General features: G+C 63.2%; 31 protein-coding genes. 4 read left to right on the top strand and 27 right to left on the bottom strand.

Annotated features, from left to right (window positions below; all coding sequences use genetic code 11):
* Positions 1-34: 34 nt before the first annotated feature.
* The 4 genes from OKA04_RS12875 to OKA04_RS12860 all read right to left on the bottom strand — a co-directional run bounded on the left by OKA04_RS12875 (position 35) and on the right by OKA04_RS12860 (position 4,282).
* The gene (locus OKA04_RS12875; RefSeq protein WP_264501577.1) at positions 35-553 is read right to left on the bottom strand and encodes a hypothetical protein; all 519 of its coding nucleotides are present in this window, start codon (positions 551-553) and stop codon (positions 35-37) included.
* Between the two features lie 77 nt (positions 554-630).
* Positions 631-1,476 (bottom strand): putative phage head morphogenesis protein, encoded by an 846-nt coding sequence (locus tag OKA04_RS12870; RefSeq protein ID WP_264501576.1) that lies wholly within the window; start codon positions 1,474-1,476, stop codon positions 631-633.
* On the bottom strand, positions 1,473-2,162 hold the full coding sequence (locus tag OKA04_RS12865; RefSeq protein ID WP_264501575.1) for a hypothetical protein: 690 nt from the start codon (positions 2,160-2,162) through the stop codon (positions 1,473-1,475). Before OKA04_RS12865 ends, OKA04_RS12870 begins: the two co-directional genes overlap by 4 nt.
* Entirely contained in the window at positions 2,159-4,282 is a 2,124-nt protein-coding gene (locus OKA04_RS12860) for a phage portal protein family protein (protein WP_264501574.1), read from the bottom strand. The genes OKA04_RS12865 and OKA04_RS12860 overlap by 4 nt, the downstream gene beginning before the upstream one ends.
* A gap of 122 nt (positions 4,283-4,404) precedes the next feature.
* Between OKA04_RS12860 and OKA04_RS12855 the strand changes: the two genes are divergently transcribed.
* Positions 4,405-4,815 (top strand): hypothetical protein, encoded by a 411-nt coding sequence (locus OKA04_RS12855; RefSeq protein WP_264501573.1) that lies wholly within the window; start codon positions 4,405-4,407, stop codon positions 4,813-4,815.
* Position 4,816: 1 nt separating this feature from the next.
* Entirely contained in the window at positions 4,817-5,185 is a 369-nt protein-coding gene (locus tag OKA04_RS12850) for a hypothetical protein (protein WP_264501572.1), read from the top strand.
* A 937-nt stretch (positions 5,186-6,122) separates the two neighbouring features.
* Here the strand turns inward: OKA04_RS12850 and OKA04_RS12845 are convergent.
* Positions 6,123-7,412 carry a GAF domain-containing sensor histidine kinase gene (locus tag OKA04_RS12845; protein ID WP_264501571.1) on the bottom strand — a complete coding sequence of 430 codons (1,290 nt, stop codon included), beginning with the start codon at positions 7,410-7,412 and terminating at the stop codon, positions 6,123-6,125.
* A gap of 133 nt (positions 7,413-7,545) precedes the next feature.
* Here OKA04_RS12845 and OKA04_RS12840 point away from each other — a divergent pair, with 133 nt between their 5' ends.
* Positions 7,546-7,788: a hypothetical protein gene (locus tag OKA04_RS12840; protein ID WP_264501570.1), complete on the top strand. Its 243-nt coding sequence runs from the start codon at positions 7,546-7,548 to the stop codon at positions 7,786-7,788.
* Positions 7,789-8,170: 382 nt separating this feature from the next.
* Here OKA04_RS12840 and OKA04_RS12835 read toward each other — a convergent pair whose 3' ends face one another.
* The 22 genes from OKA04_RS12835 to OKA04_RS12730 all read right to left on the bottom strand — a co-directional run bounded on the left by OKA04_RS12835 (position 8,171) and on the right by OKA04_RS12730 (position 25,569).
* On the bottom strand, positions 8,171-9,091 hold the full coding sequence (locus tag OKA04_RS12835; protein WP_264501569.1) for a ferritin-like domain-containing protein: 921 nt from the start codon (positions 9,089-9,091) through the stop codon (positions 8,171-8,173).
* Positions 9,092-9,338: 247 nt separating this feature from the next.
* Positions 9,339-10,511: a Na+/H+ antiporter NhaA gene (nhaA, locus tag OKA04_RS12830; protein WP_425503676.1), complete on the bottom strand. Its 1,173-nt coding sequence runs from the start codon at positions 10,509-10,511 to the stop codon at positions 9,339-9,341.
* Positions 10,512-10,937: 426 nt separating this feature from the next.
* Complete coding sequence (locus OKA04_RS12825; RefSeq protein ID WP_264501568.1) at positions 10,938-11,495, bottom strand: N-acetylmuramoyl-L-alanine amidase; 558 nt, start codon at positions 11,493-11,495, stop codon at positions 10,938-10,940.
* A 125-nt stretch (positions 11,496-11,620) separates the two neighbouring features.
* Positions 11,621-12,076, bottom strand: coding sequence for a hypothetical protein (locus tag OKA04_RS12820; RefSeq protein WP_264501567.1), 456 nt, complete (start codon positions 12,074-12,076; stop codon positions 11,621-11,623).
* Between the two features lie 58 nt (positions 12,077-12,134).
* On the bottom strand, positions 12,135-13,517 hold the full coding sequence (locus tag OKA04_RS12815) for a DEAD/DEAH box-containing ATP-dependent helicase (protein WP_264501566.1): 1,383 nt from the start codon (positions 13,515-13,517) through the stop codon (positions 12,135-12,137).
* On the bottom strand, positions 13,514-14,080 hold the full coding sequence (locus OKA04_RS12810; RefSeq protein ID WP_264501565.1) for a hypothetical protein: 567 nt from the start codon (positions 14,078-14,080) through the stop codon (positions 13,514-13,516). The genes OKA04_RS12815 and OKA04_RS12810 overlap by 4 nt, the downstream gene beginning before the upstream one ends.
* Before the next feature lie 210 nt (positions 14,081-14,290).
* Positions 14,291-14,683: a hypothetical protein gene (locus OKA04_RS12805; RefSeq protein WP_264501564.1), complete on the bottom strand. Its 393-nt coding sequence runs from the start codon at positions 14,681-14,683 to the stop codon at positions 14,291-14,293.
* Positions 14,680-14,952, bottom strand: coding sequence for a hypothetical protein (locus tag OKA04_RS12800; protein WP_264501563.1), 273 nt, complete (start codon positions 14,950-14,952; stop codon positions 14,680-14,682). The genes OKA04_RS12805 and OKA04_RS12800 overlap by 4 nt, the downstream gene beginning before the upstream one ends.
* Positions 14,936-16,348: a ParB N-terminal domain-containing protein gene (locus OKA04_RS12795; RefSeq protein ID WP_264501562.1), complete on the bottom strand. Its 1,413-nt coding sequence runs from the start codon at positions 16,346-16,348 to the stop codon at positions 14,936-14,938. Before OKA04_RS12795 ends, OKA04_RS12800 begins: the two co-directional genes overlap by 17 nt.
* A gap of 180 nt (positions 16,349-16,528) precedes the next feature.
* Positions 16,529-17,398, bottom strand: coding sequence for a DUF4394 domain-containing protein (locus OKA04_RS12790; protein WP_264501561.1), 870 nt, complete (start codon positions 17,396-17,398; stop codon positions 16,529-16,531).
* Positions 17,399-17,655: 257 nt separating this feature from the next.
* On the bottom strand, positions 17,656-18,138 hold the full coding sequence (locus OKA04_RS12785; RefSeq protein WP_264501560.1) for a helix-turn-helix domain-containing protein: 483 nt from the start codon (positions 18,136-18,138) through the stop codon (positions 17,656-17,658).
* Entirely contained in the window at positions 18,108-18,842 is a 735-nt protein-coding gene (locus OKA04_RS12780) for an AAA family ATPase (protein WP_264501559.1), read from the bottom strand. The genes OKA04_RS12785 and OKA04_RS12780 overlap by 31 nt, the downstream gene beginning before the upstream one ends.
* A complete protein-coding gene (locus tag OKA04_RS12775; RefSeq protein WP_264501558.1) occupies positions 18,839-19,669 on the bottom strand; it encodes a hypothetical protein in 831 nt (276 codons plus the stop codon). The genes OKA04_RS12780 and OKA04_RS12775 overlap by 4 nt, the downstream gene beginning before the upstream one ends.
* Complete coding sequence (locus tag OKA04_RS12770; protein ID WP_264501557.1) at positions 19,662-20,141, bottom strand: RusA family crossover junction endodeoxyribonuclease; 480 nt, start codon at positions 20,139-20,141, stop codon at positions 19,662-19,664. Before OKA04_RS12770 ends, OKA04_RS12775 begins: the two co-directional genes overlap by 8 nt.
* A 1-nt stretch (position 20,142) precedes the next feature.
* A complete protein-coding gene (locus OKA04_RS12765; RefSeq protein ID WP_264501556.1) occupies positions 20,143-21,141 on the bottom strand; it encodes a hypothetical protein in 999 nt (332 codons plus the stop codon).
* Positions 21,138-21,761, bottom strand: coding sequence for a lambda exonuclease family protein (locus OKA04_RS12760; RefSeq protein ID WP_264501555.1), 624 nt, complete (start codon positions 21,759-21,761; stop codon positions 21,138-21,140). Before OKA04_RS12760 ends, OKA04_RS12765 begins: the two co-directional genes overlap by 4 nt.
* Before the next feature lie 14 nt (positions 21,762-21,775).
* Positions 21,776-22,726 carry a hypothetical protein gene (locus OKA04_RS12755; protein WP_264501554.1) on the bottom strand — a complete coding sequence of 317 codons (951 nt, stop codon included), beginning with the start codon at positions 22,724-22,726 and terminating at the stop codon, positions 21,776-21,778.
* Between the two features lie 9 nt (positions 22,727-22,735).
* Entirely contained in the window at positions 22,736-23,653 is a 918-nt protein-coding gene (locus tag OKA04_RS12750; protein WP_264501553.1) for a hypothetical protein, read from the bottom strand.
* Between the two features lie 11 nt (positions 23,654-23,664).
* The gene (locus OKA04_RS12745) at positions 23,665-23,973 is read right to left on the bottom strand and encodes a hypothetical protein (RefSeq protein WP_264501552.1); all 309 of its coding nucleotides are present in this window, start codon (positions 23,971-23,973) and stop codon (positions 23,665-23,667) included.
* A gap of 11 nt (positions 23,974-23,984) precedes the next feature.
* A complete protein-coding gene (locus OKA04_RS12740) occupies positions 23,985-24,650 on the bottom strand; it encodes a hypothetical protein (RefSeq protein ID WP_264501551.1) in 666 nt (221 codons plus the stop codon).
* An 89-nt stretch (positions 24,651-24,739) separates the two neighbouring features.
* A complete protein-coding gene (locus OKA04_RS12735) occupies positions 24,740-25,006 on the bottom strand; it encodes a hypothetical protein (protein WP_264501550.1) in 267 nt (88 codons plus the stop codon).
* Positions 25,003-25,569, bottom strand: coding sequence for a hypothetical protein (locus OKA04_RS12730; protein ID WP_264501549.1), 567 nt, complete (start codon positions 25,567-25,569; stop codon positions 25,003-25,005). Before OKA04_RS12730 ends, OKA04_RS12735 begins: the two co-directional genes overlap by 4 nt.
* A 211-nt stretch (positions 25,570-25,780) precedes the next feature.
* Here OKA04_RS12730 and OKA04_RS12725 point away from each other — a divergent pair, with 211 nt between their 5' ends.
* Positions 25,781-26,470: a helix-turn-helix domain-containing protein gene (locus OKA04_RS12725; protein ID WP_264501548.1), complete on the top strand. Its 690-nt coding sequence runs from the start codon at positions 25,781-25,783 to the stop codon at positions 26,468-26,470.
* Positions 26,471-26,478: the final 8 nt, after the last annotated feature.

Raw genomic sequence — 26,478 nt, 5'->3', positions numbered from 1 at the left:
CAGCTTACATGTAGGATTCAACCCAAGCAGCTTTTTACTCAAGCCGCTCTACGCTGAAATGGCTATCATATGGAACATCGTCGAAACGATCTGTCCATTTGGCACCAGAGACTTCGGGGAGCAGGTCGCGGTATTGCCGCCAATTCACAACGTGGACTCGAAACAGATCTGGATCGGAAGGAATCAGCTCCCACCTGAGATTACGCGCTGGGGTATGTGCGTAAATCAGAAGCCGTTCGGCATAGCCAATATAACGCTCCCAAGTCGCGTTGTCGGGCATGGTCAGCCCGAATAGCCTTCCGAGATAGATCTCGATCCTCGCTGAATCCGGATTCAGGTGCGACCAACCGGCACTGCGGGGAACGCGCCCCGCAAATCCAGAAGGGTCACTCTCGGTTTTACCGATATACAACAAAGCGCCGCTACCATAGACGGGATGGCTGCCGTAGATCTGATAGACCCCCCAGTCCTCCGGGCCATTAAATTTTGCTACGTCGTCCAAGCTGTATGGCCCGCTCCAGTCGATGTGAATGATCGTTTCCTTTGAGTCCATTGGGAAGCTGCACGTGGAAGTGCGTGGCGTATAGAGATACTCTAACCAGTCTTACGAAATCGTGGCAAGTTGGTTCATCACGCCCCACCCCTCAACTCCTCCAACAACCTCCTCCTCACCTCCGGGTCCATCCCCCGGACGCTCGCCTGGAGCCCCTCATTCAACCCCGGCAGCGGCTTCTCCGGCTGTTCCACCGGACGAGTCTCCGGCTGATTGTCCTGAGGCTGCCTGTTGAAAAGCCCCAGCTTCGTCGCCTCCTCCCGCGACACATCCTCCTGTCCCATGCCGGAGTGAAAGCCATACGGCCCCCACGGCACGCCGAATCCGCCGATCTTCGGGTCGTTCTGGTACTTCGCCCACCAATCCACGTCCGTCTTCAGGCGCACCTCGCCCTCATGCGCCAGATGCCGCTTCCGCGGTTCCAGCACGCCCCTCACCCGCACGAACCGCGCCGCGGGAAACGACCTCCGCACGACCGGCTTCATCCCTTGTCGCCACTGCCCGTAGCCGTAGGCCTGGCGCACGTTCGTGTCGAAGATCAGGCGCAGCCGCGAGACGCTGCGGATATCCTCGACGTCGCCCTGCACCACGCCCTTGAACTCCTCCTCGCGCGCCATCCCCTCCTCGATCATGAAGCGCCGCATCAGCATCACGAAGTCCTCGCGCCCGCCCACCCGCAGTGCCGTCGTGTGCTCGCCGTCCGGGGTCATCACCTCGTCACGCACCTTCGCCAGATAGTCGAAGATCAGCCCCTGCGCCCGGTCCAGGAACCGCGCGCTTTCCACCCGCGACGCGAAGAACGAGCGAACCCGCACCGCCGGCCGCTCCGCAGCCCAATCCGCCGCGTCCCATTCCTCCGGATGCGGGTTCTTTTCCAACAGGAAGCGCAGCGCCTCCTCAAAGAATGTCGGTGTGTCGATCATGAGGTGATTCGTTCGATGCGGTCCGCCAGCTCGTTGCGCCAGGCGGTGGAGAAGGAAACAATGAGGAGTTCATCCGGCGGCGCGGCCTCGGGCATCGGCGGAAGCGTCACGCTCGCCAGCAGCGCATAGACGGCGCGGATGCCGCCCTTCCGGCGGATCATCTCGACGCTGCCGTCGCGGTGCCTCCCCCGGGTCCGTGAGATCACCCGCTCGCCCGTGGTGCCGTCACGGTCCACCCGCTCGAAGAGCGCGTTGCGGCCCGGGATCGTGAAGAGCCTTCGCCCGGTGTTCTGGACGTAGGTCGCCACCCGCAGCCCCCTCGCCTCGGGCACAAGCGGGATCGTCAGGCGGCTCACCCGCTTCGGGCGGATCGTGCCCCCGCGCACGCGGAAAGCATAGTGGTCGGCATCGTTGTAGATCACCGCCCCGCTCGGATCCGCGGTGAGGAAATGCCACCCCGCCGCCACGTCCGCCCCGAACCGCGACGGGCCGGAACTCGTGCGATACGCCGATGTCCGCCAGCCGCCCGCCCGGTCGAACTCCTGCGAGAACTTCCGCGCCGCTTCCGACGCGGCACGACCGCCCACCTCGTTGAGCTCCGCCATCTCCGGAGTGGTGAGCGCGGAAATGATCGAGGCGAGCACCGCGCTCACCCCGTCGGCGACGTTGACCTTGATCTCGATCATCGTTCGTAGCGGCTCGTGCTCCCCGCCAGCATCGCGCTTCCGATCGCATCGTCGAAGGCCTCCTGCAGGGCCTGCTTGTCGAGCACGTCGAAGAGTTCCGGCAGCTCGCGTCCCGCTTTTTCTAGGGCCGCCAAAAAGTCGTCGTCGGTCACTTGCTTCGCCATCGCCAGCGCGGCCAGCCGGTCGAAGAAAGGGCGCACCGGACCGAGCCAATCGGCGGTCACCCCGGTCAGCCCTTCGAGCACGGCGGATGAGAGCCGGTCCACGGTCAGCATCTTCGGGCGACCATCGTCCAGGTCCTCCCGCAACGAGGCTTCCACCCGGGTGCTCGGCATTCGATGGACCATCATCAGGATGCGCGTCACGGGAGCCATCAGGCGAATCACCCGGATCGGCTCGCCCTTCTCCAGTGCCGCGAGCCACTGGTGATGCCCGTCCACCACGTGATCGTCCTGCGAAATCAGGATCGCCCGGCTGCCGCCGCGGTATCCCCTCGCCGCCGCCACCTTCGCGGGCGAGTATTCCGCTTGCGTGGCCATGAGCGCGGCGGGATCGACGGTCTCCTCCGCGGACGTGATCCCACGCGCGCGCAGGAACTGCACCATGGCCGCGCGGTCGCCCGCCCGGATCTGCGGCATTTCGGCCCGGGGAATCCCGAGCGTGCCGCTGTCCGCCGCAAAGGCTTCCCAGCCATCCCGCGCTTCCAGCCGCTCCTTGTCATCCTCCGGTGGAATCGGCCCCTTGGCAGGATCACCTTTCACACCGTCCGATCCCGCGGCAGCCTCCTCGAAAAGCAGTTCCGCGCCGGGTGCCGGCATCGGCACGCCGAGGTCATCGTAGGCCCATTGCCGTTCCACCGGCAGGCCCAGCCGCTTGAGCGCTTCCATCCGCTCCGCCTTGGCCTTCTCGTCCTTCGCCTTCTCGAAGACCGCCCAGATGCCCGGCATGTCCCCGCGGGCCGCTCCGTGGTTGAGCGTGACGAGCGACGGCACGAGCTGGTGGGTGAGCACCTCGCCGACGAAGTCGCACACACCTTCGATCACGTCCTGGCGCACCGTCTCGTGCACCGTCCCGAGCGCCTGGCTGCCCTTGTCCCCGGCGGAGCTGGTGAGCGTCTGGCCGAGGATGAAGATGTCGCACTGCTCGTCGGCCAGGTCGATCAGCACCTTCGTCGGTAGCTGCTCGGCAGACCGGCGCGACTCCACGAAGTTGAGCTTGGTGCCCGCGGGAAATGCCCCCCACCCCGCGGAGCCGATCTTTTCCAGCATCTGCGTGACCTTCACCCGGTCCGGCTCGCCGGCATACTCGGCCCAGCGGAACGGCACGCCGCAGAGCTGGGCAAACTGGATCAGCCACTTCAGTCCATAGACCGCGGCCAGCCAGTAGGTCGCGAGCGCCCGGAGCGGGGCCGAGACCGCCGCATGCCCGGAGTGCCCGCCATTCACCGCGATGAGGAACCGATGCTCGGGGAAATCCTCGAGTTGCAGCGCCCCCATGCCGCCCGTCCGGTCCAGCATCAGCCGGTCCTCCCCGTCCCACGTCTGGGAATACCCGTAGAACCGCGGCGGGGAAACCTTCGCCGAGGCGGGCCGCCAGGTGGAGCCGTCGCGTGCCCAATGAACCTCCATCACCTGGTGCCCGAGGAAGTAGCCCATCGCCAGTTCCTCAACCATGCCTTCGAATCCCTTGAGCCCGCGGACCGGATCGGGGCGCATCGACCAGACGGCCGACTCCACCTCCTTCGCCAGCGCCTCCGCCCCCGCCGTCGGCTTCTCTCCGCGGTTCGCCCATGCCTTCACCTGCCATGGAGCCTTGCGCGCCGCCCGCTTGATCTCGGCCAGCGCCTTCTGGAGGCGCGGCCAGGTGTCGATCATCGCCTGGAAAAGGAGCTGCTGCCGGAAGAGATCGCCCTGCAAGGCCCCCGCCAGCGTGTGCCGCACGTCCGCCGGAAGCTGCTCCCGCTCGATCAGTTCCAGCAGCCGGTCCTGCGCCTTCGGAGCGATGATCGACTCGCCGCCACCATCGAACCGCGGGATTGATCCGCCATCGGCAGCCTCGATCCGCAACGCATCACGCCGCGCCGGCAGCGCGGCACCCACCGGGGCAAAGGTGTTTCCCATGCCCTGCAGCCTGCCGCCCCATCAAGCGCCTGTCGGTTCGCATGACTGGTCCCGGCCTTCCAGGGCTCCACAAGCAGGCTGGAAATTGACCCAAACGGATTTTCATTCGATATATCCGGCCCATGAGCGCATTCGAAAAGCAGCCCATCCAGTGGCTGATCCGCACGGACGAATTCCGGGGAAGTTTGATTGAGTTCCTCCGCCATCATCGCATTGGTTCCACGGTTGTCGCCTTTGACGACGATATGACTCAGACCACCCTAACCGTGGCTACTTGCGAGCTGTCTGAGCTGAATACATACCTTCCTAGAGAAGTCGTGCTCCCGCTGCACGTGGATATCAGCGTCATGTTTGAGGAGCGCCTTGCCGGCGTGAATCCCCATGGCACGGAGATGGGACGTGAGCGCCAGGGACTTCTGAAAGGGTCCGTGCTCGTGGAAGCCGATTTCGACGAAGCCGACAGCGAAGACCGGCTCACTACCGTGGACTCTCTACGCTACGAGTTCTTCCTCTGGGAACAGGCAATCCGCTGAGATGGAAAAGGATGCCGTCGTCGCTGAAGCAGAGGGCTACGCCGAGCTCGGGCTCCATTACGAGGCGTGGGACTTCATTGAGGATCTTCCTCCGAGCATGCGGACCACCTTTCCGATCATGCGGGTCCGTCTCAGGTGTGCCTTGGCCATGGAGGCATGGGACATGACCGAGACTCTCGCTGTCATGTTGGGAACGGGCAACGAGCAGGACGCCGCCTACTCGGCCGGGGTCCTCCAGCAACTCGCCGCGATCCACCTTTTGCGCGGTGATGAAAGGCGTGCACGGGTGCTCTTAAGGGCTGCTCTTCAGATCTGGCCGGCGCAGCGCGAGGCGATCCTCATCGACCCTGCCCTCTCGACACTTTTTTGATAGAAATTTTAGGTTTCCAAGCTAATCTGGAGCGTCAGCGCATGCATCTGGGACAGTCGGGGGGCTGCTCCGCGTGCCGACAAGAGCCCCCGCGGGTCTGTCCCTGCGGGGGCTCTTTTTCGCCGCTTTACAATCGGACGCGCGATTAATGCATGTGCGCTGCCGTGCATTGTGTAAGCTCCCCCCGTCAAATTGACGGTATGCAGCGGGCTTTGCTCCTGGGTTCCTGCATGCCTTTTGGAAAACACGGTCCGAATAGCTAGCACATCGAATGCTGCCTCGACGACCGCCCTCCCCGTCGCCCTTTCCGTTCGCGGAGAGGGCGCACCTTTCGTCGGTGCCCTCTCCGTCGCCTGGAGAGGGCACCTCGGACTGGCGCACACACAAGCCAGCGTCACACAAGGGGGGGGAAAGCCCATTGAACACATAAAGTCAGTTGATGCAAGAAGTTCACAAAATCGTTAGATCTCGCTCCGCAGCCCAAGTTAAACCGTGAACCGTTTACGACTCAGCTCACAGCAAAAGGCGATCCTCGATCTGGCATCGCGGCATGGCGGGACCTGCTCATCCGAATTGATCTATCAGGAGCTGCATGGCCACCCGCGGCGAAGCGGAAAGGCGATGGGCCGACGAGCCCCCATCCCTCACACCACCCGCGTGATGGTTTCGAATCGTCTTTCCCGGTTGGTGGATCGCGGGCTGCTGGAGCGCCAGAAGGACGGCAAAACCTACTTGCTCACCGATCAGAGCGAACCCACAAGTGGTATCACATAGGTTTTCCCGAACGATCCCTTCGGAATTCTCCCATCCACGGCAAAGAAACTTTATCGAGCCGACGACGCTTCAACCTGTGTCATGAGTGCTACCGGGCTGGATCTGGGAGGATCGCCTGGGTGATGACACAAGCCCCCGCGGTGGCGACCGCGGGGGCTTCATTTCAATCTGAGATCCCGCGGCTGGGAATCGTCATCTTGAAGGTGGTGAGCCCGCCGACTTCACTCGAAACGGAAATCTCCCCTCCGTGGCCCCGGGCAACGGCGCGAGCAATCGACAGTCCTATGCCTCGCCCGCGCTTCAGCCCTGTACCCTCGCTCCAGAAGTGGTCGAAGATCCTGTCCAAGGACTCCGGCGCAATTCCCACGCCCGGATTGGTGACTGTAATGGAAAAGCCCTCGTGCGACCGGTTGAAGCCGATGGCAATCGTCTCGCCCTTTGGGGTGTATCTGATCGCGTTGCCCACCAGGTTGCTGAGCGCCTGCCGCAATCGATAGGGATCGCCCTTGAGCATCAGGGAAAACACCTCTGGCAGATCGAACCTCAGCAGTACGCCCGCGTCCTCCGCAAGCATCGCGTGGCTCAACTTCAGGCTCTCCACCAGATCGGCCATGGCAAATATTTCGAACTTCATCCGAAGCTGCCCCTGTTCGATCACGGAGATGTCGGTGAGGTCAGCGACGAGGCGGCTCATGTCGTCGGATGCACTGACCAACAAGGAGGAAAGCTTCTCGATGGTAGGAGACGGCTCTCGCGCGGCCATCTCCTTCATGAGATGCCCGACCAGCGTGATTGCAGTCATGGGGCTTCGAAGATCGTGCGTCACAATGGCGAGGACGTCCTTGCGCTCCGCCAATTTGACCTTCAGATCGGCTCCCTCGTTCTGAGCTGCTTGAAGCTCTTCAACCCGGACAACGGCTTCACCACGAAGAAAATTGTTTTCCAGGTCACGGATCTCCAACCGCGTGCGGGCTTCCAGCATCAGAACGACTTGCCGGGCCAGGCTGGCCAGCAATTCCTTCTGATGGGGATCTAGCTGCCTCGGCACGTAGTCCAAAATGCAAAGGGTTCCTACGCCCACCCCTTCATGCGTGATCAACGAGGCTCCGGCGTAGAACCGCACCTTGGGCTCGCCGGTCACCAACCGGTTAGCCGCCGTTTTCTCATCGAGCAGCGTGTCGCCGATCACGAAGACGGGGGCGTCCGATTCCACCGCATGTCGGCAGATCGAGCATCCGATTTCGGTTGAATCGATTCCAAGGCCAACCTCTGCCTTGAACCACTGACGTTCACCATCAAGGAATGAGATCAAGGCGATCGGAGCATGAAACACCTTGGATACCAGCTCGACGAGGCGGTCGAACTCAAGTTCACGGGGCGTGTCCAGAATGTTGTAGCGCTGTAGGGTTAGAGCCCGGGCAGCCTCAGAGGAACTCGAAAGCATCCCCGCCATGCAAACTGAAACGCCACGGCCCGCAAGCAAAGTTCAACGCTAATTTTTCGATCTCGCCCTTAGGAAAAACCTAATGCCTGGATCTCAGATCGTCCTTTGACCGCCTCAAGATTAAGACGTGATTAGCGATCTCATGAAAGCCCGCCTCCTGCAGCTCCTCCATGAAGGAACCGCCGCCGTTCCCGTGTGGGCAAATGAAATGGCCAAGATCCTCGTATATGTTCGCATGGCCGACGGAGTTACGGAGCTGCGTTACGAGGAGTTCCCCGAGGCTTCGAACGTCGAATACCTTGAGTGCGCCGAACTCGTGAAGGAATGGATTGAGAAGGAGACAGCTCGAACATCCACGCTCTCCGATAGAAACAGTTCGCGATGAAAATTCTCGGCGATGCGACCACAAGAGGGAGATAGAAGAAAAATTCTCCTCTGACTATTCCTTCGGTGGCACGCACTCAATTGTCGGCTTACTGGGACATGGTGAGTTTGGGTCGGCGGGTGTGCGAAGGAGGCTCGCCCGTCGATGCTCACAGACAGCGTACGGTGATAGGAATCCTTGTGGACCCCAGGCCCATGTAGGATTCCGACATAGAGCCCCCCTCTGGGTGGAGGGGGGCTCAACGTTGTCCTATTTCCCTAGGAAGTATTTGCATGGTGAACTTCGTATCGACTTGAGGTTTTCCAAACTGCGGAAAACTGAAAAGCACCACAGCGTGAGCCATGGTGCCTTCCGATTTAGCTAACCGAACAACTGTCGAAACTTACCGGATGCTTCCGTTCAACCCAGCCGGGAAGAAGAGCCCGGAGGTCGCATTGGGTGCACCATAGACGATATTGAGCACCTGACGCGTGGTGCGGCTGAATGCCACGGAGTTCCCATCTGCGGGCACGATATTGGCCACGTTGTTCAACCTGATCCCCTGGTCCAGCTTTGGAGTGCTGGGAGAGGCGAGATTGTCGAGGGAAGCGCGGATATCGGAGATGGCGTTCGCGGTGTTCTGGACATCGGTTCCCAGGCTGTAGAGCAGCGTGCGGATCGAGCCGGCATGGTAGGCTTCCACACCGAGGATACCGGCAGCAGCCTCCAGATAGACCTTGTTGGTCAGAAGAGGGCTCGCCCCCTTGTAGGCCGTGACACCGACGTCCTCGAAGATGAATGCTCCGAGAAGGAAATTCACTTCATTGGCGAAGGGGTCGAAGGATTCCAGGCCCAGCAGCGTGCCGAGCGTGTTAAAGCTGTTCAACAAATCGATCTGCGGCCGTGCCACCTGGTCATACTTCGATGCGCCGAGCACTTCGCGGAGGAAGCGCACATGGTTGGCTTCATCGATCGCGATCTCGTTCGCATACTGTTCGACCGCCGGAGTCGAGAATACAACCTTCGGATTCTGCTTCACCGTGACGGCACCCTCGGTGCCTGCTCCATCGGTGCCGATGACAGCGCCCTCCAGTCCAAGACCGGTAGTGCCGCGCAGATAGTACTCGGCTTCGAGGTATTCCAGGTTCAACGCGAAATTGAGCACGGCGGCATCTGTCCGCGCCTTCTTGTTGTAAGGCGTCGGCCGGGGATCGGCCTTGGCGAAAGGTGCAGCGACAATGCCGGCGCCACCGATTCCCAGCATGCTGAGGCGGCGGAGGAAGGTGCGACGGCCGTCAACCGTATCGAGGGTGATGGGGCTCATTTCACGGACGTTCTCGTTCATTGGAGTATAGTGATTTTCCGCCCATGTCGTCAGGGGAGGATCAGAGGGTCTCGCTAGAAGAATGCCACACATCCAAAAAAGCAGATCTGCCTAGACCCGTATAAGTTCGCTCTCCGTTGTGTCAGTATTCACTCGGGCGAACCGCACGGAACGCGCCATGCCGTCACGCAGATTGCCCGAAAACTATTCTATTTAGAATGAACTGATCAATTCGCGGGCGACGAGATCATCTTAACTTAAAATCAGTGCCTCGCTTGGGAATCAGCAGAGCAGCACCAAGGATCGCCGACGCTGCCGACCCAATCATTACGCCGAGCTTCACTTGATTCTGAATATCCGGAGCATCGAATGCCAGAAGGCCTATGAACAGGCTCATGGTGAATCCAATCCCGCAAAGGGCGCACACACCGTAGAGCTGCCGCCAGTTGGCTCCGTCAGGAAGGCGTGCAATGCCCGCCTTGATTGCTATAGCAGAGGCAAGAAAAACGCCCACCTGCTTTCCCGCAAAAAGGCCGAGGGCGACGCCGAGGGATACCGGTTCACCGAGCGCCGGGAGACTGAATCCTGTCAGGGAAACGCCGGCATTCGCGAATCCAAAAATCGGAATTACGAGGAAACCCACGAATGGATGAATTGAGTGTTCCAGACGCTTCAGAGGCGGTTGGATTGTGGCCTGTGCCGATAACCGAAGCGGAATGGTGAGAGCTAGTAGGACGCCGGCGAGGGTCGCATGGACTCCGGATTTCAGAAGGCATGCCCAAAGCACGATTCCCAGTGCGCAATAGATGCTCAGCCAGGTAACATTTCGGTAGTTTAGCAGACCAAGGACACCTAATGTGGCTGCAGCGCCTCCCAAGAAACGAAGATCGATCTCATTCGTGTAGAAAATCGCGATGATCAATACCGCTCCGAGGTCATCAATGATTGCCAGAGCAGTGAGGAAAATCTTCAGCGATACGGGAGCTCGCGATCCCAACAAGGCAAGCACCCCCAGCGCGAAGGCGATGTCTGTAGCTGTGGGGATCGCCCATCCTCTCGCCTGCCCTCCCTCTGCAAGATTGCATGCGTAGTAGACCGCTCCCGGCACGATCATGCCCCCCAGGGCCGCAAAGCCCGGCAACGCTCGGCGCTGCCACGTGGAAAGCTCGCCCTCAAGAAGTTCCCGTTTGATCTCCAGACCCACAAGAAGAAAGAAGACCGCCATCAGTCCGTCGTTGATCCAATGAAGAATGCTTAGACCACCCGCATAGCTGTTTAGAATCCCAAAATAGGAGGGCGCGAATGCCGAATTGGCCACGACAAGTGCCATTGCCGCCACAGCCATGAGAATCAGCCCTGAGGCTGACTCCATGGAAAAGAAGGCTCGGATCATTCCCATTGGGGGCGGTGTCGAATTCATCCGCCCAATAGGGAGGCTCAGAATGGGTGGAGCAACCCGAACTGATTCAAGATGCCGATATTCCCGATTGTCCTTGCTAGGATCGGCTTTTGCTGTGCAGCGATCCGAACCCCGATGCATGGCATGCGACCTTTTCACCGCCGTCATTGCCATCCGCATATTATGCCTCCGGTGGCGATACACTCGGCGGAACGATGATCGCAGGTCTCCGATGGACCCACAGACAGGACGCAGCGCCGCACCCTGCGGATAGCCGCTCAATGTCCTTCCGCAATCCTTCCATCTGGACCGCCTGATCAGTGATCACCCGCGACTGCGAGGTTATCCGGGCATTGAGCGAGCTGAAGATGATCCCCGCCAAGGTGCAGATACACCCGGACAAGGCAGCAATGGTTGCCAAGAACCAGCCAAGTGGGACTTCCATGATCAAGATGAGGTAAGGATTTTCGCCAGCGCCTCGCACGCCTTCCGGCGCAGCCCGGCATCCAGCATTTTCACCCGGTCGTTCGAATTGTCGATAAAGCCAAGTTCGACCAGGTAGCACTGCTTGAATGAAAGCACGGCCAGCGAGGAATGCTGGCTCTGCGCCTCTGTCTTCGCGCCGCGAGATTTCGTCCCCAGCACTTCCGCTACCGCCTCGTTGAGCTTGGCCGCCATAGCGCGGTTCCCATCGCCCCTGTAGAAGGTCTCCGTGCCGTGCGCCCGGCCGTCGGCGCAGTTGCAGTGGAAGGAAATCATTACCTCCCCGCCATACTGCTTCGCGATGCCCGCCCGCTTCCCAACCGGGGCCGGGTCAGCATGATCCCTGCGCGTCCGCACCACCTTGTGCCCGGCTGCCTGGAGGATGCCGCGCAGCTCGTTGGTCCAGTCGAGCGCGATGTCGGCCTCCCGCACTCCGGCGGCGACGGCTCCGGGATCGAACACTCCGGACCGCCGGTTGCTCATCCCGTGCCCGGGATCGATGATGATGGTCTTCGTGGACATGGAGGGATCGTGGAAAAGGTTTCGCCTCCCCCTGGTTCCGGCCGTCGGGGGAGGCGTTCGTTTGGATGCGGGCAGGGCCGGCCGCGGTTCGCTTGGTTGGAAAGGAAAGGTGCTGCGGCGCGGGCTTACTTGCCGTCCTGCAGCGGGATCACGACGGGCTTCGTCGGCGGGGTCACCACCAGCGCCCCGTTCTCGTCGAAGCCGATCTGCGTGCCTGCCAGGTGTTGGCACGAGGTGAGGCCGACGGAGAGAGCGCACAGCACGGCGATCAGTCCGACCGTCGGGCCGATCTTGAACGACTTGTTCAGCTCGCCGTCATCGAACCAGTCGCCGAAGAACTCGATGGCAGGCCGTGCTGACTTGTTAACGACTCCGCCGATGAGGAATGCCCACTGCGGGGCCACGCCATCGGGCAAAGAATTCAACAAGCTGAGGAATTCCGCGCCGCCGAGGAACATGGCGACCACGCCAAGCACTTCGAGCACGCGGACAAGCTGTGAGCGCCAGAGCGGCGGCACCACCGAGATCAGCTCACCATTGAGCTGCGTCTGATTGGAGTGTGGGGAACTGGTTTCGTTCATGACGCATCACACCGTGCGCCCGTCATCTCCCGGTATCCACGATGTGGAGTGGTCCCGGTTACCATCCCCCGACATGGGACGAGGCAAAGTTGGAGTCCTCCACCTCGCTGCTATCGACCGCCTGCCCGGTGACCACACCGGAGAGGCGGGCACCGCACACGATGGCCCCGAGAATGGCGTCACCGCGGTCCGGGGACTTCCTTCCCTCGGCACGCATCCGGTCCTTGCTCTCCACCCGTAGCTTTCCGTTCTCCGCCCACTCGCTCTTCCGCGTCGTGAGCTGCTTGAAAGTGTCTGGGTCGATCACGCCGAGGTTGATCCTTCCCCGCTCGATCTCGCGGCAGCCGACGTGCCACACCTCGCCGATGAGGTTCGAGTATTCGTCGGGGTCGGATGCGCCCTGGCCCCCGTGGAAGCGCTTCATGTAAAACCCTTCCTCCTCGATCGCATCGATCATCGCCGTGCCGAGGCCGTCGGCATCGCCCCACACCTGGCCCGGGTGAAGGGCATTCAGGCGGAAGAGCTGCACGAACTCGCGCGCGGCCTGCATGGTGTTCTTCTCCACCCACGCCTTCACGATGCGGACGGTGTTGCCCCGGCGCACGGCCAGAACGTTCTCGTCGCGGCCCGCCGCAAAGTCACAGAAGGCCACCACCTCGCCGTCCTCGTGCGGCACCGGCTGTCCGTCCAGCGCCTTGGTGAGTAGGTCGGGAGAGAGCACGAGACGCTCGGCATCCTCGGTGAATTCCGCATCATGCATCGAGCGGTAGACCGGATGGTCCGGACCGTATTTCTCCAGGTCCCGCTTCCGCTTCGCCGGGTCGATGTGCGGGCACTCGTCGCTCCGCACCTTTCGGACCCAGAAGTGTTTCCGCATCGCATGGAAGGCCTCGTAGAACTGCCCCCACGGCTTGCCCGGCGAGCTGACCCAGAGTTGGAAAACGCGCGTGCACCGGTCGAAGGCCTCGAACACGGAATCGGGCACCGTCTTGGCCTCGTCCACGATGATGAAGACCGGATCGGTCTGCCGGTTGATCTTCGGGTGCCAGCCCTCCGCCCTACCGGCGTCATCGGTGGAAAAGCCGATGGCGAAGCCACCCTCCGGCGTCTTGATCTCGGTGGTGAGGAAATTCCATCCGGGGAATTTTCGCTGATGCACGCGGAGCGCGGGCCAAAGCTGCTTCTCCACCTGACGAAAGGAGCCGGATGTCACCACTACCTGCCCGCGCGGATACCGGCTCAGGAACCAGCAGATGGCCGACGCCACCACCTTGGCCGTCTTCCCCGATCCGTTCGCCGCGGCAATGGCGACAGGAGGCCCGCCGTGCTCCTGCAGGCCGATGGCTTCAAGGCACTCGATCTGCCAGTCGTAGAGCGTTTTCTCACAGAGTTGGAACCATGAGAATTCACTCGGACTGAGAATGGTGCGCTGCGTCTTCACGCATCCCCTTCCCCGTTGCCCTGGTGATCACCGCCCTTCACCCGCTCACGGGCCTCGGAGATGCGGCGGATGACCTCCTCGTCTTCCGGTGACGGACGGAACACGTCTTCGGTCTGGATCGGACCGCCATTCGGTCCGCTGTGCTCCATGCCCACCTTGTCGCGCCACAGGTCCGGCCTCCGGTTCTTCAGCCAGAAAATGCAGGCCACCACGTCCGGCGGGTAGTGCTTCACCGTCGGGACGATCACCGGCACTCCATCGTTCTGCAGGATCTTCGTGTCCGCATGGCTGAACCCGAGTGCGCGCTGATAGAGCCGGTCCGCAACCTCAGCATCAGCCGCCGATTTCCCGTCTTTTAGGGACTCGCGAAACTGGGCATGCTGATGCTTCCACCGGTTCACCGTCGCCACATCCACCTCGAAGAACTCGGCCAGCTCCTTGTCCGTCGCCCCCAGGCGGCAGAGCTTCCGCGCTTGCTCGGCAAACTCCTCCCGATACCGCGACGGCCGTCCCGCTGGACGTTTTCCCCGCTTCACCTGCTTCGCTTTCTTCCGGCCTGCCATAACGACAGCTGGCGGGGTCGTGCAATTCCAGTCGAGAGGGGTGGATGGTCCCCACGATTTCCGTCCCTTGACCCCGCGACGTGTTGACCGAGAGTGCCCGTCGGCTGGGCTTGCTTGCAACAAGGTCCGCCGACGTAGTCATATAGCCCCTCCCATGGGTGTGGGAGGGGCGACTGCCTTTCCGGGTCATCTTCCCGTTCTCCCCGCTGCTCAGATGCCGGTCAGCGCTTCTGCTTTTCGTCGCAGGAATGCCTCATCCTCCGGCGTCAGCGCCAGCGGCCCCGCCTGCTGGGTCACGGTCGCCTCCTCCTTTATCTCGCGCTTGTCGGCCTGCTCCAAGAGCTGCTTGCCCAGCCAGATCAGCATCGTGACGTTCCCTCCCTTCGCTGCCTCGATCTGCTGGCGGCGGAGGGAGATCTTGAGCCGCCCGAAGCCCCGGTCATAGGAGCGGCGGAAATCGCCCTCCTTCATCCCCATGCGGCGCTCCACCGTCCGCACGCCCACGTTGAACCACGCCGCCATCTCCGCGGCCGTGGCACCCAGCATCCCGAGCTTCTCCACCTCCGCGAGATCGAATTCCTTCGCCGGTCTCCCCTTCTTCATCGGTCTATCCCCTTGAGCTTCCACGCGACTCCCTTAGCTCCTGCCCCATGCGGACCAAGCTGTCGCAATTGCTCGATCTGATGGCCTCCGGCGACTGGCACGCCGCCCTTCGTTTCGCCGCCCGCTTCCCTGATCTCGGCCTTCACCGGGACGACATCCTCCGGGCAAAGGACGCCATCCTGCAGCCGCACTTCTACCGGCAGCTCCGGCAGGATCCGGCCGCATTGATCGATGCGGGCAGGCAGGCACTCCTCAGCCGTTTTGGCCATCGTCTTCCGGCAGCCGCGCCAGCGTGCACCGTGCCGCCACCTTCGCCGGATCTCCCTTGCCGAAGATCAGCACGTACTGGTGCGTCTTCCCGAGCTTCCGCGACTTCTCAAATTGCCCGCGCACGCGCATCGGCAGCGAGCCCGCCGGCGTGAGCAGGATCGCATCGTTGTAGAGCCGCATCCCGGCATCCTCGAAGGCCCGCACCGTGTCGCCGGTCAGCCCGTGGAACCAACCGCGGGAATCCCGCACGTCCCCGATCACCCAGCAGGCAAAGGCATCCGGCGCGAGCCGCGCGCACGCATGCCGGATGATCTCGCGGTAGGCCTCGAGGAATCCCGCGTAGCTGCCCAGCGCGCTCAGGTCCTCGGGACGCTCGCTATACACCTCGAGGTCGAAGTAGGGCGGGCAGCTCAGCATGAAGTCGAAGGGCTCCGCCTCCCCGATCAGCTCCGGCAAGCAGCGGCTGTCCCCCGTGATCCACCGTGCCGATCCCGGCACCGGACCGAACTCCGCCGCCTGGCGCTCGTTCGCCTCCACCTGCTCCGGACGCAGATCGATCCCCGTGTAGTGCATGCCCAGCTTCGCCGAGACCAGCCCGCGGACACTTCCCCCCGCGAAGGGATCGAGCACGCGTCCACCCGCCGGGCACCACCAGCGCAGCGCGATCTCCGCGAGCACCGGGTCGAAGATGCTCGTGCCGGTCTGCTTCATCGCCTCCGGGAAGCGCTGGGCGAATTCCTTCCACCCCAGCTTCCGCCCCTCCGCGGCTTCCACCGCCGCCTTCCGGTCATAGGTCTCCTGCGGTTGCGACGAGGTCGAGAAAGCAAGCTCCTCGGCCCGCCCCTCCGAGCTGGCGATACCCGACTCGATCCAAGCCCGCTTCCGGTCCAGCCAGGCACCCGAGCGCGCATCGAAGACCGAGAAAGGCGCGGCCCCGAAATCCCCCACCAGCCCCCTCCCCGTCACTGCCGGATCGGCAGCCCCTTCCCCTTCCGCCGGAGACCCATCACCCATCAAGTCGGCCAGCGCCTCATCGTCGAAGCCCGTCAGATCCAGATCGAAGTCTTCCACCTCGCCCAGATCTCGGAGCAACTCCCCTAGCCCGGCCTCGTCCATGTTGGCCAGTTCCGCGATGCGGTTGTCCGCGACCAGATGTGCCCACTCGTCCGCCTCCGTCTCGAACTCCTGCACGTCCACCGGCACCGCGGTCAGCCCGAGGAACCGCGCCGCAGCCAGTCTCCCGTGCCCGGCGATCACGAACCCGCTGCGAGCCGAGACCACGATGGGATTCCGCCATCCCTGATGCCTGATGATCCGGGCCAGCAGCTCGATTTGCTTCTTCGGATGACGATTCGGGTTTCGCGGGTGCTCCACCAGCGCCGATGGGTCTCGCAATTCCCTATGGGTGCAGTGAAAGGGCGGAACTACGGAAGGATTCAAAGAGTTCACATGAACACCTTTAGATCTGACGCGGATTTCACGAGCGCTCGGTCTGGTCCCATTCTCAAGAAATGAAAAAGCCCCACCGCAAATTGCGGTGAGGCTCCCCTAATAACACGGAAATTTTCAGGGCATTCAGATTCGGCGACGTCGAAGAAGAGCAAGACCGGCCAAAGCGCCCAGGAGAGCGGTCGATGGCTCTGGAACCGCAGCCAATCCGTTGAAGGTGAGACCGGTGGTAGTGCCCACAGCGCCCACCAGTGTGCCCACGCCAGTCGTGAGATCGATCGCGTAGAGATTGCTCACACCGTCCGAGTTGGCGATTGCGTAGCCGATCCCCTCTAGGTCGATGTCAAAGCCACTACCCGTTGGAGTGAATCCCAAGCCCGCGGCACCGATGGCAACACCATCGCCGAATGATCCCGCGGGGGTAGTGTGCGAATTCAGAAAGCCGTCCGAGGAGAGCGTATAGAGGATCGTGGAGGCCGGATTATTACCGGGGTTGGTGTAGCCCGCCCCAAGAACGAAAATTCCCGGGCGAAGCGTACCCGTGGAGGAGGTGAAATTGAATCCCCCATCCACTGTGACCCCGCCCGGATTGGTGATAGTCTGAGGAGCGGAGGCGAAATCCGGTTGGACGCGATAGTTGTTGGTTCCTCCATTGGAAATCACACGGACTCGGTCAGCAGCCGGATTGAAGTCGAATGCATTGACGGCACCCGTGATCGGATTGGTGTTCGGGGTCCACCCTCCGGAACTGGCTCCGGTCGAGAGGTTGATGCTGGCTCCTGATCCGCTGGCAGTGATGCCATACAGCGATCCATTCGCTCCATATACATCGAGATCAACATAGCCGGCGGCAGATCCGGCAGCACCCACTTGGGTGACCACGGAAGGAACTGCCGAGTCGAACGAGTAAAAGGAGTTGTCGCTGCCGATGGTGTAAATCGTGACGGCACTAGCCGATGTCGCGAGGAGGCCCGAGGCAATGGCGGGGAAAATCAATGAACGAGGAGACATCATGGTTGGTTTTGGTTACGGCTTTAAACGCCCTGATGAGGCGGGTGAACCTCTGCGATAAGCTACAACTCGCAACCGATATTAGTCACTGACCATAAGATATTTTCGCTTAGATGCAAATAGCCCGAAAGCGTGCATATCGCCCGACTAACATTGACTTTTTCACATATTAATCCGGCTCATGAAGACCTCCCTAACAGAGCCTAACGCACGGTCATGAAAATTGGGCCGTCGTACGTCATCTAGCGCCGGGATATCGTTAGCCCGAGCCGCCGGTATGCCTCGACGATCCCGTCCCGCTTCTGCATCGCCACGGCCTCGTCCGCCGTCTTCAGCGCCACGGTGATCCGCTTGCCGACGACCTTCTTCCCCATGTCGAGCGTGAGACGGAGCTTCCAGCGCCGCTTGCTCTTGTCCCAGGTGAGGCCGTGGAGCCGTTGAAGCTCACGCTGCCGACGCGCGGACGGAGCCGCCGAGCCAAGGGCATTGAGTGCCGCTTTCCGAGCTTCAGCATCGGGCACATGAAGCCCGCTCAGCCAGTTCTCGACCGTCCTCGGTGGTCGGTGGATTGCCGCGGCTAGCTCCGCGACCGTCATCATTTTCTCAAGCCGTTGGGCGGTCAGGATTTGCGCGAAGGAAAGTTCCTCCTCCGTCGCTCCCGAAAAACCACCGTCCACCGCATTCACTTCGGTCTTCATCGTTCCGCCCTCCTGTAGCTGTTCCATGTGAAATCGATCCTCTTTCCATTCTCGTACACCCGGTCCACGACCGAGGCCCCGAGCGACTCGCCGAGTTCTGCCGCCGTCAGGTTCGCGATGATGATCGTCGGCAGCATCGCGCCGTAGCGCGCATCGATCAGGTGCGTCAGCAGCCGGTTCTCGAAGGCCGTCTCTCCCCGCTCCTGCAGCTCGTCGATGACCAGCAGGCCGGGCCGCTTCAGCTCCTCGATCACGTCCCGCTCGGTTTCCCGGGCGTCCTTCTTGTATGTAGCCCTCACGTCGAGGAAGAAGCCCATGGCCGTGCGATAGACCGCCGTGCGCCGCGCCTCCACCGGCCCGCCGGTGAGCTTCGCGCCCGCCGTGCGATCCAGCGGGAAGCTACCGCTGCGCGCGATCTCTGCCGCCATGCGCGTCTTTCCCGCACCGCGCTTGCCGTGCAGCAGGCCGATGCCCCCGCTCTCGATCACCGGGCGGAGCAGCGCGATCGATGCGAGCCATTCGCCGCCGGTCGCTTCATCGAGTTCGCCGGTGTAGCGGTTCGGCCAGCCATGGGCCGAATAGATCGGGTGCCAGGTGCAACGCGGCGTCGGCACCGCAGCGGCGCTCTCTACCCCGGCAGCATCGTCTTCCGGCATGGCCGCAATCATCGCATCGAGTCGGCTGGCGAAGCCTGCGAGGGTGTCTCCCTCCGTGAATGCCGTCGTGCTCATAGGCCGCTGAGATCGGTGGATTCGCCGTAGCCCGATGCGGGCGTCGCCGGGGGCCGGGGGCGTGGATTCCCTCCGGATGCCGGCGGCTGGCTCGACTTTGATTTCTCGAACTCGTTCCAGCGGCTCGCATAGCGCCGCAATGCCGCCCGCCAGTCCGCGATGGGATGCCCGTTGCGCGTGATCCAGCCCTCGGCCTGCTGGGTGTCGTGGAAGGCAATCGCGCAATCCTCCGAGATCGGCACCGGGGCCGAGAGGGCATAGCGCTTCGCCTCGTCGAGGGTGGGGATCACCGCGGGATGCGGCGGGGACGCTGCCGGTGATGGCGGTGCCGTGGCATCGTTCTCGCGGGTGTTGTAGTCTAGCTTACTTACCATCTGGCTTCTGGCTTCTGGATTGGCATCCGGTTCGCATTGCGCTGCGGATGCGGGTCGCATGCGCGACGCATCCGGCCCGGATTGCGGTTTCTTTCCCCAACGCACGCGCGCGGCATTCGCGGCGCTTTGCTTCCGCTGTTCGGCCTGGGCTTCCAGTTCCCCGGCATCCCTCAGCATCCGGCGGCACCACACCGTGATCGTGCCGTCTTCCCCGTCCTCACGCTCGGCGATGCCCAGGTCGGTGATCTCATCGAGGATCTGTGCGGTTCTCTCGTCGGTCGCGCCGATCAATCGCCCGTAGGCAGGGAGACGCATGCGGATGCGGCCGCGTTCGCGCGCCGTCCACATTGCACAGAGCAGGTCGATCCAAGCGCCCTTCGCGCTGAGACTCAGGACACGGGTATCTTGCAGCCAGTCGGCCGGGAAAAATTGCAGGTATGGCAGGTCAGCCATGGACGGGTTCGGTCGGGTCGGATTTGCCGGGGCTGCCCGCCGGTGCGGGTTCGGATGGGAGGGGCCGGATCGCCACGTAGATCCCCACCGCCTTCCCCCACGCCTTCGTGACGCGGAGGTCGGCGACCTGGCTGTCGTCCTTCCAGAACTGCAGCCTGGTCAGGCAGTCCTCGATCATCTTCACGAGGTTCGAGCAGTCGGGCTTGGACGTGTGCGGCACGCGCCCCAGGGCGATGCGCTTTTTCGGCTCCGAGGCACGCCACGGGAAAACGAAGTCGATGCTCAGGCTCAGCGGCCCGTCCATCGGCTCGCGGGGCACGTGCCGCGAGCAGAGCAAGGTGAGGTCGTTCTCCGCGCTGGTCGCCTTCCTGTTCTTGAAGAACATCGGCTTGCCGTCCTTCACTAGGATCCGCTTCCCCGCGCCTTGGCTCGTCGCCTTGGGCGGGGTGATGGGAAGATGGAAAGCAATCATTTTAAAGTCCGCACATCCCGTGGCACTCCTGCTCGAAGCCGAAATCACGCTGGCCGGGCAGGTCGGCCAGGTTCGCCGTTCGCAGCGGCGTGAAGGACCGGTGGACGTAGAGCCGACCGATGATGCCGGCACCGTTCACTTTCTTGCCCTGCGCCTCGCGGATCGCCTCGTCGAATTGGCAAGCCAGCTCGAACTCGTCGGGCTCATCCTTCTTCATCGCCCGCCAGCCCGCATTGGACCGGTAGGGACACCACCGGCACGCGCTCTTGGGCACCCGCATGGAGAAGCGCTCCCACAGCCATGCCTCGCACTTCGCACGCGACCAGCCGAGCCGCAGCAAGGGGTGATCGTTGTGGATGTACTGCACGTCCGATGTCCTCTCGCGCTCGGCCTCGTCGGTGGAGATCCCGATCTGCTGTACGATGCATCGGGCACCCGCGGCCTCCATGATCAGGCGCGCCTTCCGTCGGATCGGGATGATCTTGTAATCGGTCGTGCACTTCCGCCAGAGCATGCCGCCCTCGTCTTTCCTGAGCGCCTTGTTGCGAAGCGCCCAATGGCTGTAGAGCGCCTGCCCGAAGGCGTCGTTCTCCCCCCACTGCTCCGAGTCGTCCGCGCTGAGGAAGAAGGCGTCACTCGCCGGGAAGTCCTCGGGCCGCGGCTCCGGCATGCACAGGACATGCTCGATCTCTTCCGGTGTCATGTCCGGAGCCCGGACGTAGAACGGCGGCTGCCCGCAACTCCCGGTTTCGCTGGAAAGGGCACCGAGGAAGTCAGCCCCGAGTCCCTTGCCAACGCGGACGATATGAACCGGAAAGGAGATCATGCCGCGGAGCCGCTCCAGGTGCTCATACACCTTCGCGGGCTCGTCGCCAGTGTCGGCGAAGATCGCGGCGGCGGGCCGCTCGATCTCCCCGGCCTCGGCCAGCAAGGCAAGCGTGGTGCTTTGCACTCCTGCTCCCAGCGAGAGCAAGGTGATGGTGTCGGAAAGGTCGATCACGCAGCCTCCTTTCCCAGCAGCACCGGAAGCACCTGCTTCCGCCGTTCCGCGTAGAACACGAGGAAGCGGTCGAGCGCGCCGGCCAGCTTGTCGGTGTAGCTGTCCCACTCGACCCGGAGGACGAAGGGCACCAGCCCGGGGCAGTAGCTCATGAAATACCACCAACGCAGGCCGGTCACCGCCATGCTGCCGTGCACCTGCGCGCGGTAGGCATCGGGCAGCACGCCTTCGACGAGATAGCGCGCGTGGTGCTTCGCCAGCGGGCACTTGATCTCCAGCCCGGCCAGCGGATGGGCCGCGCCGCGCTGATAGACCAGCGCGTCCGGCGAGCAGCCGATCACCTCGTCGGCCCGCGTGATGAAGCCGACCTCGCGCACGTCGAGGTCCATCATCTCGCGGAAGAGATCGCGCGCCGCCGGTTCCAGTTCCTCGCCGCGGTCGGTGTGCCGGTTTCCCGTCCACTCGACCTCGTCGGGGCGGATGCATTGCGCCACCAGCTCCAGGGCGAAGTCGTCCCATTGCTCCGAGTCCTTTCCGGTCGGCGTGACGATCCGCGAGAACTGGCTCGCGGTCGGCCGCCCGGCCCGCGCACGGAACCACTGCTCCGTGCGCTGCTCCATTTCCGGCCAGATCTTCAAGCGACCTCCTTCCATGCCTTGCCCACCGCCTCCGCGAAGCCCGCGGCGCGCGTGACATTGCCGGGGCAGCGGAGCGCCTCGCGGGCATCCTTCACCGGCTTGAAGGCGGCGAGCACCTTCGCCCGGAAGGCTTCCCACTCGGCGGAGACTTCGAGCTCCGTCGGGGCCATCGTCGACGCGCGCGGCATGCTGCGGGGCACCGAGCCGATGGGCGGCAGCGGTGCCTTGCCCGACTCCGCCACGCTGCGCTTCATCTCCGCGACTTCCGCCTTCGCCTTCTCGGCCTCGGCGGCGAGCCGCTTCTTCTCCGCCTCGGCACGCCGCATGTCGAGGCGGCGGCGAAGTTCGCCCTGGACGTATTCCAGCCCGCGGACCTCCAGGTCCTCCGCATCGGGCACCAGCTCCTTGCCATGATCCCACATGAAGGTGTCGATGGCCACGCGGCACTGGCCGATCATCCCGTTGTGCGTGGTCACGGCCACGTCCAGCGCCTTGCGCATGGTCTCCAGCGTGCGCTTGCCCTTGATGCACTCGGTGAGGCCCTTGCCGAATGTCCCGGCCCGCAGCCGCGGCGCGCAGTCGAGCCGGGCGATTGCCGCGGTGATCAGTTCGTTCTTCACCTCGTCCTTGCGCCGGGCGATCAGCTTCTCGAGTTCCAGCCGGGGCGCGCGAATTTCCTCCGCCGTCTCGTCGAGGGCCACGAAGAGTGCGTTGAGCTGCTCCGCATCGGCGATGGCCTTTTCCTTCGCGGACCTCACGCCGTCCTCGGCACCCTTCAGCGCCTTCACGTCGAGTTCCGCCTGGCCGAATTCCTCGTCGGTCTTCAGGTCGCGGTTGATGTTGGAAAGCGCGCCACGGACGAGCTCGCGGAACTCATCGACGTTCGACGCGATGACCTCCCCGCGGGTCTCGATGGAAAGCGGGATCAGTTCAAATGTGTGGTTCATCGTCGGGGGTCAGATCAGGGATTCGGTTTCTTCCTTCGCCGGTGCAGCCGCGGGAGCGGCAACCGGGGCGCTCGCATCGGCGGGCGGGTTGGCCTTCGCGAAGGGATCGATGGGACCGCCGTCGAGGGCGGCAGCCGCGGCGGATTTGTCCGCCGGTTCGAACCAATCCTCCGGCTTGCTCATGCCGTCCTTCAGCGAGGCCAGCACCTTGCGGAGCTGCACCACCTGCGCCGCGGTGATCGATTCGAGCCGCCGCTGGATACGCGCCTCGATCTGCGCCCGCGAGACGCCCAGCGGCTCGAAGGCGGCGAGGATCTTCTTCTGCGCCTCCGGACTGGTGTCCGCCTTCGAGGTCAACGTCACGTCGCACTGGCGCTGCGCCTCTTCGACCACGTCGCCGGGGATCACCGCCAGCAGGCAGGCACGCACCCGGCGCGATGCCTGGTTCGCGCACATCTCGTAGATGTCGCGGTCATCGGTCAGCGCGTAGCCACCATTCTTCGTGTCCCGCCAGTGGCGGACGTTGAAGACACGCGGCACCCGGTAGTTGCTCTGGAGATCCCAGGCGAAGGCCTCGATCACCGAGACTCCCATGCCGTCGGAGTCCCTGAAGCGGTCGATCTCCCGCCAGCCGCTTTCGATGTTGCCCCAGTGCTGGGCGATGGCTTCCGCGAGCCGGATCGACGGACCCTGGATGTCCGTGCCGCCGCGGCTGTACTGGTAGATCGCCACCGAGGCGAGGGATTCGCGGCAGCAGGAGTTCAGCACGCGGTCGAGTGCCGCCCGCTCGTCGCGGGGGAAGCGCTTCGCGGCGAGCATCGCCACCTGCACGCTCTGGGCCTCGCGGGCTTCGATGGCGGTGGTGAGGGCAGCCGGGGCCTTGGCCGGGACATCGCCCGGGGAAATCATGAGGGATGATGTGGACATCGGAAAAAAAGTCAGGGATGGGGGTTGGTGGGGTTCAGCGGGGCGACGGACATGCCGAGCGCCATGGCGCGGCGCTTGAGGTCCTCGACGGGGTCGTAGGACTTCGCCTGCGCGACGAGGTCCTTCACCGCTTCCTCGGGTGTCGCCTTGCCGTGGCTGCTCACGCTCGCGCCGCCCTTCTGGCAGGCGTAGGCCTCGTAACTGGCCGTCCGGCCCGAGCCGTCGTGGAACCAGTTGCGGGTGGTGATGCACACCGACCAGCCGGGCAGCGATGCGATGGCCGACTCCAGCGCCGGCGTGGTGGAAATATCCGGATTCATGGTCGTCGCGGTCAGAGGTAGGAGGTGCCGTCTTCGTCAGGGGTGTCGCGCTCCTGTGGCGCTTCCTCTTCCTGTTCATCCGGGTCCTCGCAGCGCCTGCGCCCGTCGTCCCAGCCCTTCACCCACGCGAACCACGCGGCGGATTTGAAGAGGTTCGGATTCGTGCTGAAGGCCCGCCCGTTCGCGGAGGCCTCGCGCCCGTCCAGGTAGGCCTGCTTTTCCTCTTCGGTCTCCTCCGGTGCGGGCAGTCCCAGGAGGGGCTCCGGCACGGCTGCCACGTCCACGACCGTAGCAGGTGCCGGAGCGGATTCCGGCGGCTTCGGCTTCGGCTTGGCAAAGTCCATCTCCACCTGGTCGGGATCGGGGACGGTCGCCATCGCCGAGTCCTTCACCTCGTTGGCGGGCTTGTAGGAAAGCCTCAGCTCGTCCTTTTGCGGACCGAGCTGCAGCTTCAGAGAGACCTCCGCCCCGTTGTTGATCTCGAAGGAATGCGAGATCCCGTCGTAGTGGGTGAGGAAGAGTTCCGCGGCCAGCGAAAGGAAGTTCGCCAGGTGCCGCGGGGGCAGCGCCTTCGACTGCTTGTCGGTGAGGCAGCCGGCCACGACCGGCTCGTATTGGTCCGCATCACAGAGGGCGGAGAGGTTCAGTTTGCGTTGTGCTTTCGTGCTCGTGCTCATGGGTGGTTCCCGGTCTTCCGGGGGTGTTTGCTTCGGGTCGCCCGCCGCGGCCCTGCCAGGGGCCGGAGGCGGGAAAAGGAGGGAAAGGATCAGATCGACTCGCGCCGCTCCCGCTGGCGGCGGAGGTGTTCGAGGACGACGTGCTCGTCCTCATGGCGGGCCGCGTCCTTCATCTGCGTGGCGGCGGCGAAAAGCCCCCACACGAAGGCCATCGCCGCACCGATCGCCAGCGCCGGAGCCTGGTGGATAGCGAAGGCGAAGACCGCGGCCAGCAGCACGGTGGAAAGGATCGCCAGCAGTGCGGCCCGCGTGCGGCATTCGCCCGCCCGGCGCTCATGGTCGGCGGCGGACATCATCGTGCGGTCTCCTCTCCCCGGCGCTTCTCGCGACGGCGTTCGAGTTCCGCCTTCAACGACCGCAGCCTCACCTCGCCCGCGCCTTGCAGCGACAGGACGACGGACAGCTCGCGGATCGCGTGCTTCAGCTCGGCGTCGCCGAGCGACTGGACCGGGGAAAGCGGCTCCGGCGGTTCACCGGCCGATCCGCCCTCGCGGGGAAGCGGGCTTCGTGATTCGGAATGCCGGTCCGTGGACCGCGGGCTCGCCGCGACATTCCGGACCGCATCCTCCTTGGGCGACCGGGGTGCCAGCCCCGGGGCGCATTGACGCATGTGTTTCTTCGTGCTCATTTCGTGTTGCGTTTCGCCCCTCGCGGGGCACTCGTGCTCAGCCCTCGGTCGTGCCAGCGACCGGGGGCAAATCGTTTGGTCGGGGCCGGGATTCCGCTGCTTGCGGATCGCCGTGCGGGTCTCGCGGATCACCCGCAGGTGCGCCGCCACCGCATGCCGGAGACCCTGCTCCCTCGCGTCGCGGGCAAGCCCGATGGAGGTCGCCAGATCGCGACGCAGCGCATCGGTCATCGTCATCACCGCTTGCCCCCTCCCCGCTTCGCGTTCTCCTCCGCGACAAATTCCCGAAGGTCCTTTTCGATGTGCTCCGGCTTCGCGGTCCCGCTCAGTCGGTCAGAGATCCAGCCGATGAACGCAGCGGGGACGACGCGTGGAGTATTCTTCGCTTCGCCGGGAATTCTAGCGACAGGCAAGCCACTTTCGATCAGGTGCTCCCCGTCCTTTGGATCTTTCCCGAGGAATCGGCAAATCGTCGCCACCGGGAGTAGCTTCACTTGGCTACCTCCTTCTCAGTGCTGGTGATTCGAGTACTTTCTTCGGAAAACAGCGCGCGTTTCAGGACAGCTTCGATATAGTCGCCAAGCTTGAGACCACGTGCTTTCGCAGCCTGACGAAGGCGTGTTTCATCCGAAGCCGTGAGGTGGATCTGCGGGTCAAATACGGAGTTCATGTGGTGAGCGGTTTTTCGCGAGTCGCGATTTATGAAGGGACGTTTGTAGCGAGTCGCGACATCTGCAACAAAAAAGTTGCGAGTCGCGACTTTTTATCTAAAGTCGACTTTATGGATTCACACTTTGAGGGCGGTGCGCTTCGTGCCTGGCGAAAGGAAAAGGGGCTTTCTCGCGAAGAGATTGGGGAGCTGTGCGGCGTCAGCGCTTCGACCGTCCATAACTGGGAAAGCGGTCGGAACAAGCCTCACGGGAAGGCAGCAGAAACAGTTGAGAGATTGATTGCCGGCGAGATCGCAGTGACCCCACTCACCCCTCTTGAGGGAAGGTTGCTTTCCGAACTTCAGAGCCGCCGCGGATTCGCGAGTCGCGAAGAGCTACTTAAGGCTTTAGTCCTAGAATCCATCGTTCTTGACCAGCTCCCTTCCCCCCAAAAAAACGGCAAGAATAATGCCGGGAAATAAGGCTTCGC

Source organism: Luteolibacter flavescens, assembly GCF_025950085.1.
GTDB classification, from domain to species: domain Bacteria; phylum Verrucomicrobiota; class Verrucomicrobiia; order Verrucomicrobiales; family Akkermansiaceae; genus Haloferula; species Haloferula flavescens.
The sequence above is the reverse complement of the archived record's forward strand: the minus strand, read 5'-3'. Positions and strand labels throughout refer to the sequence as shown.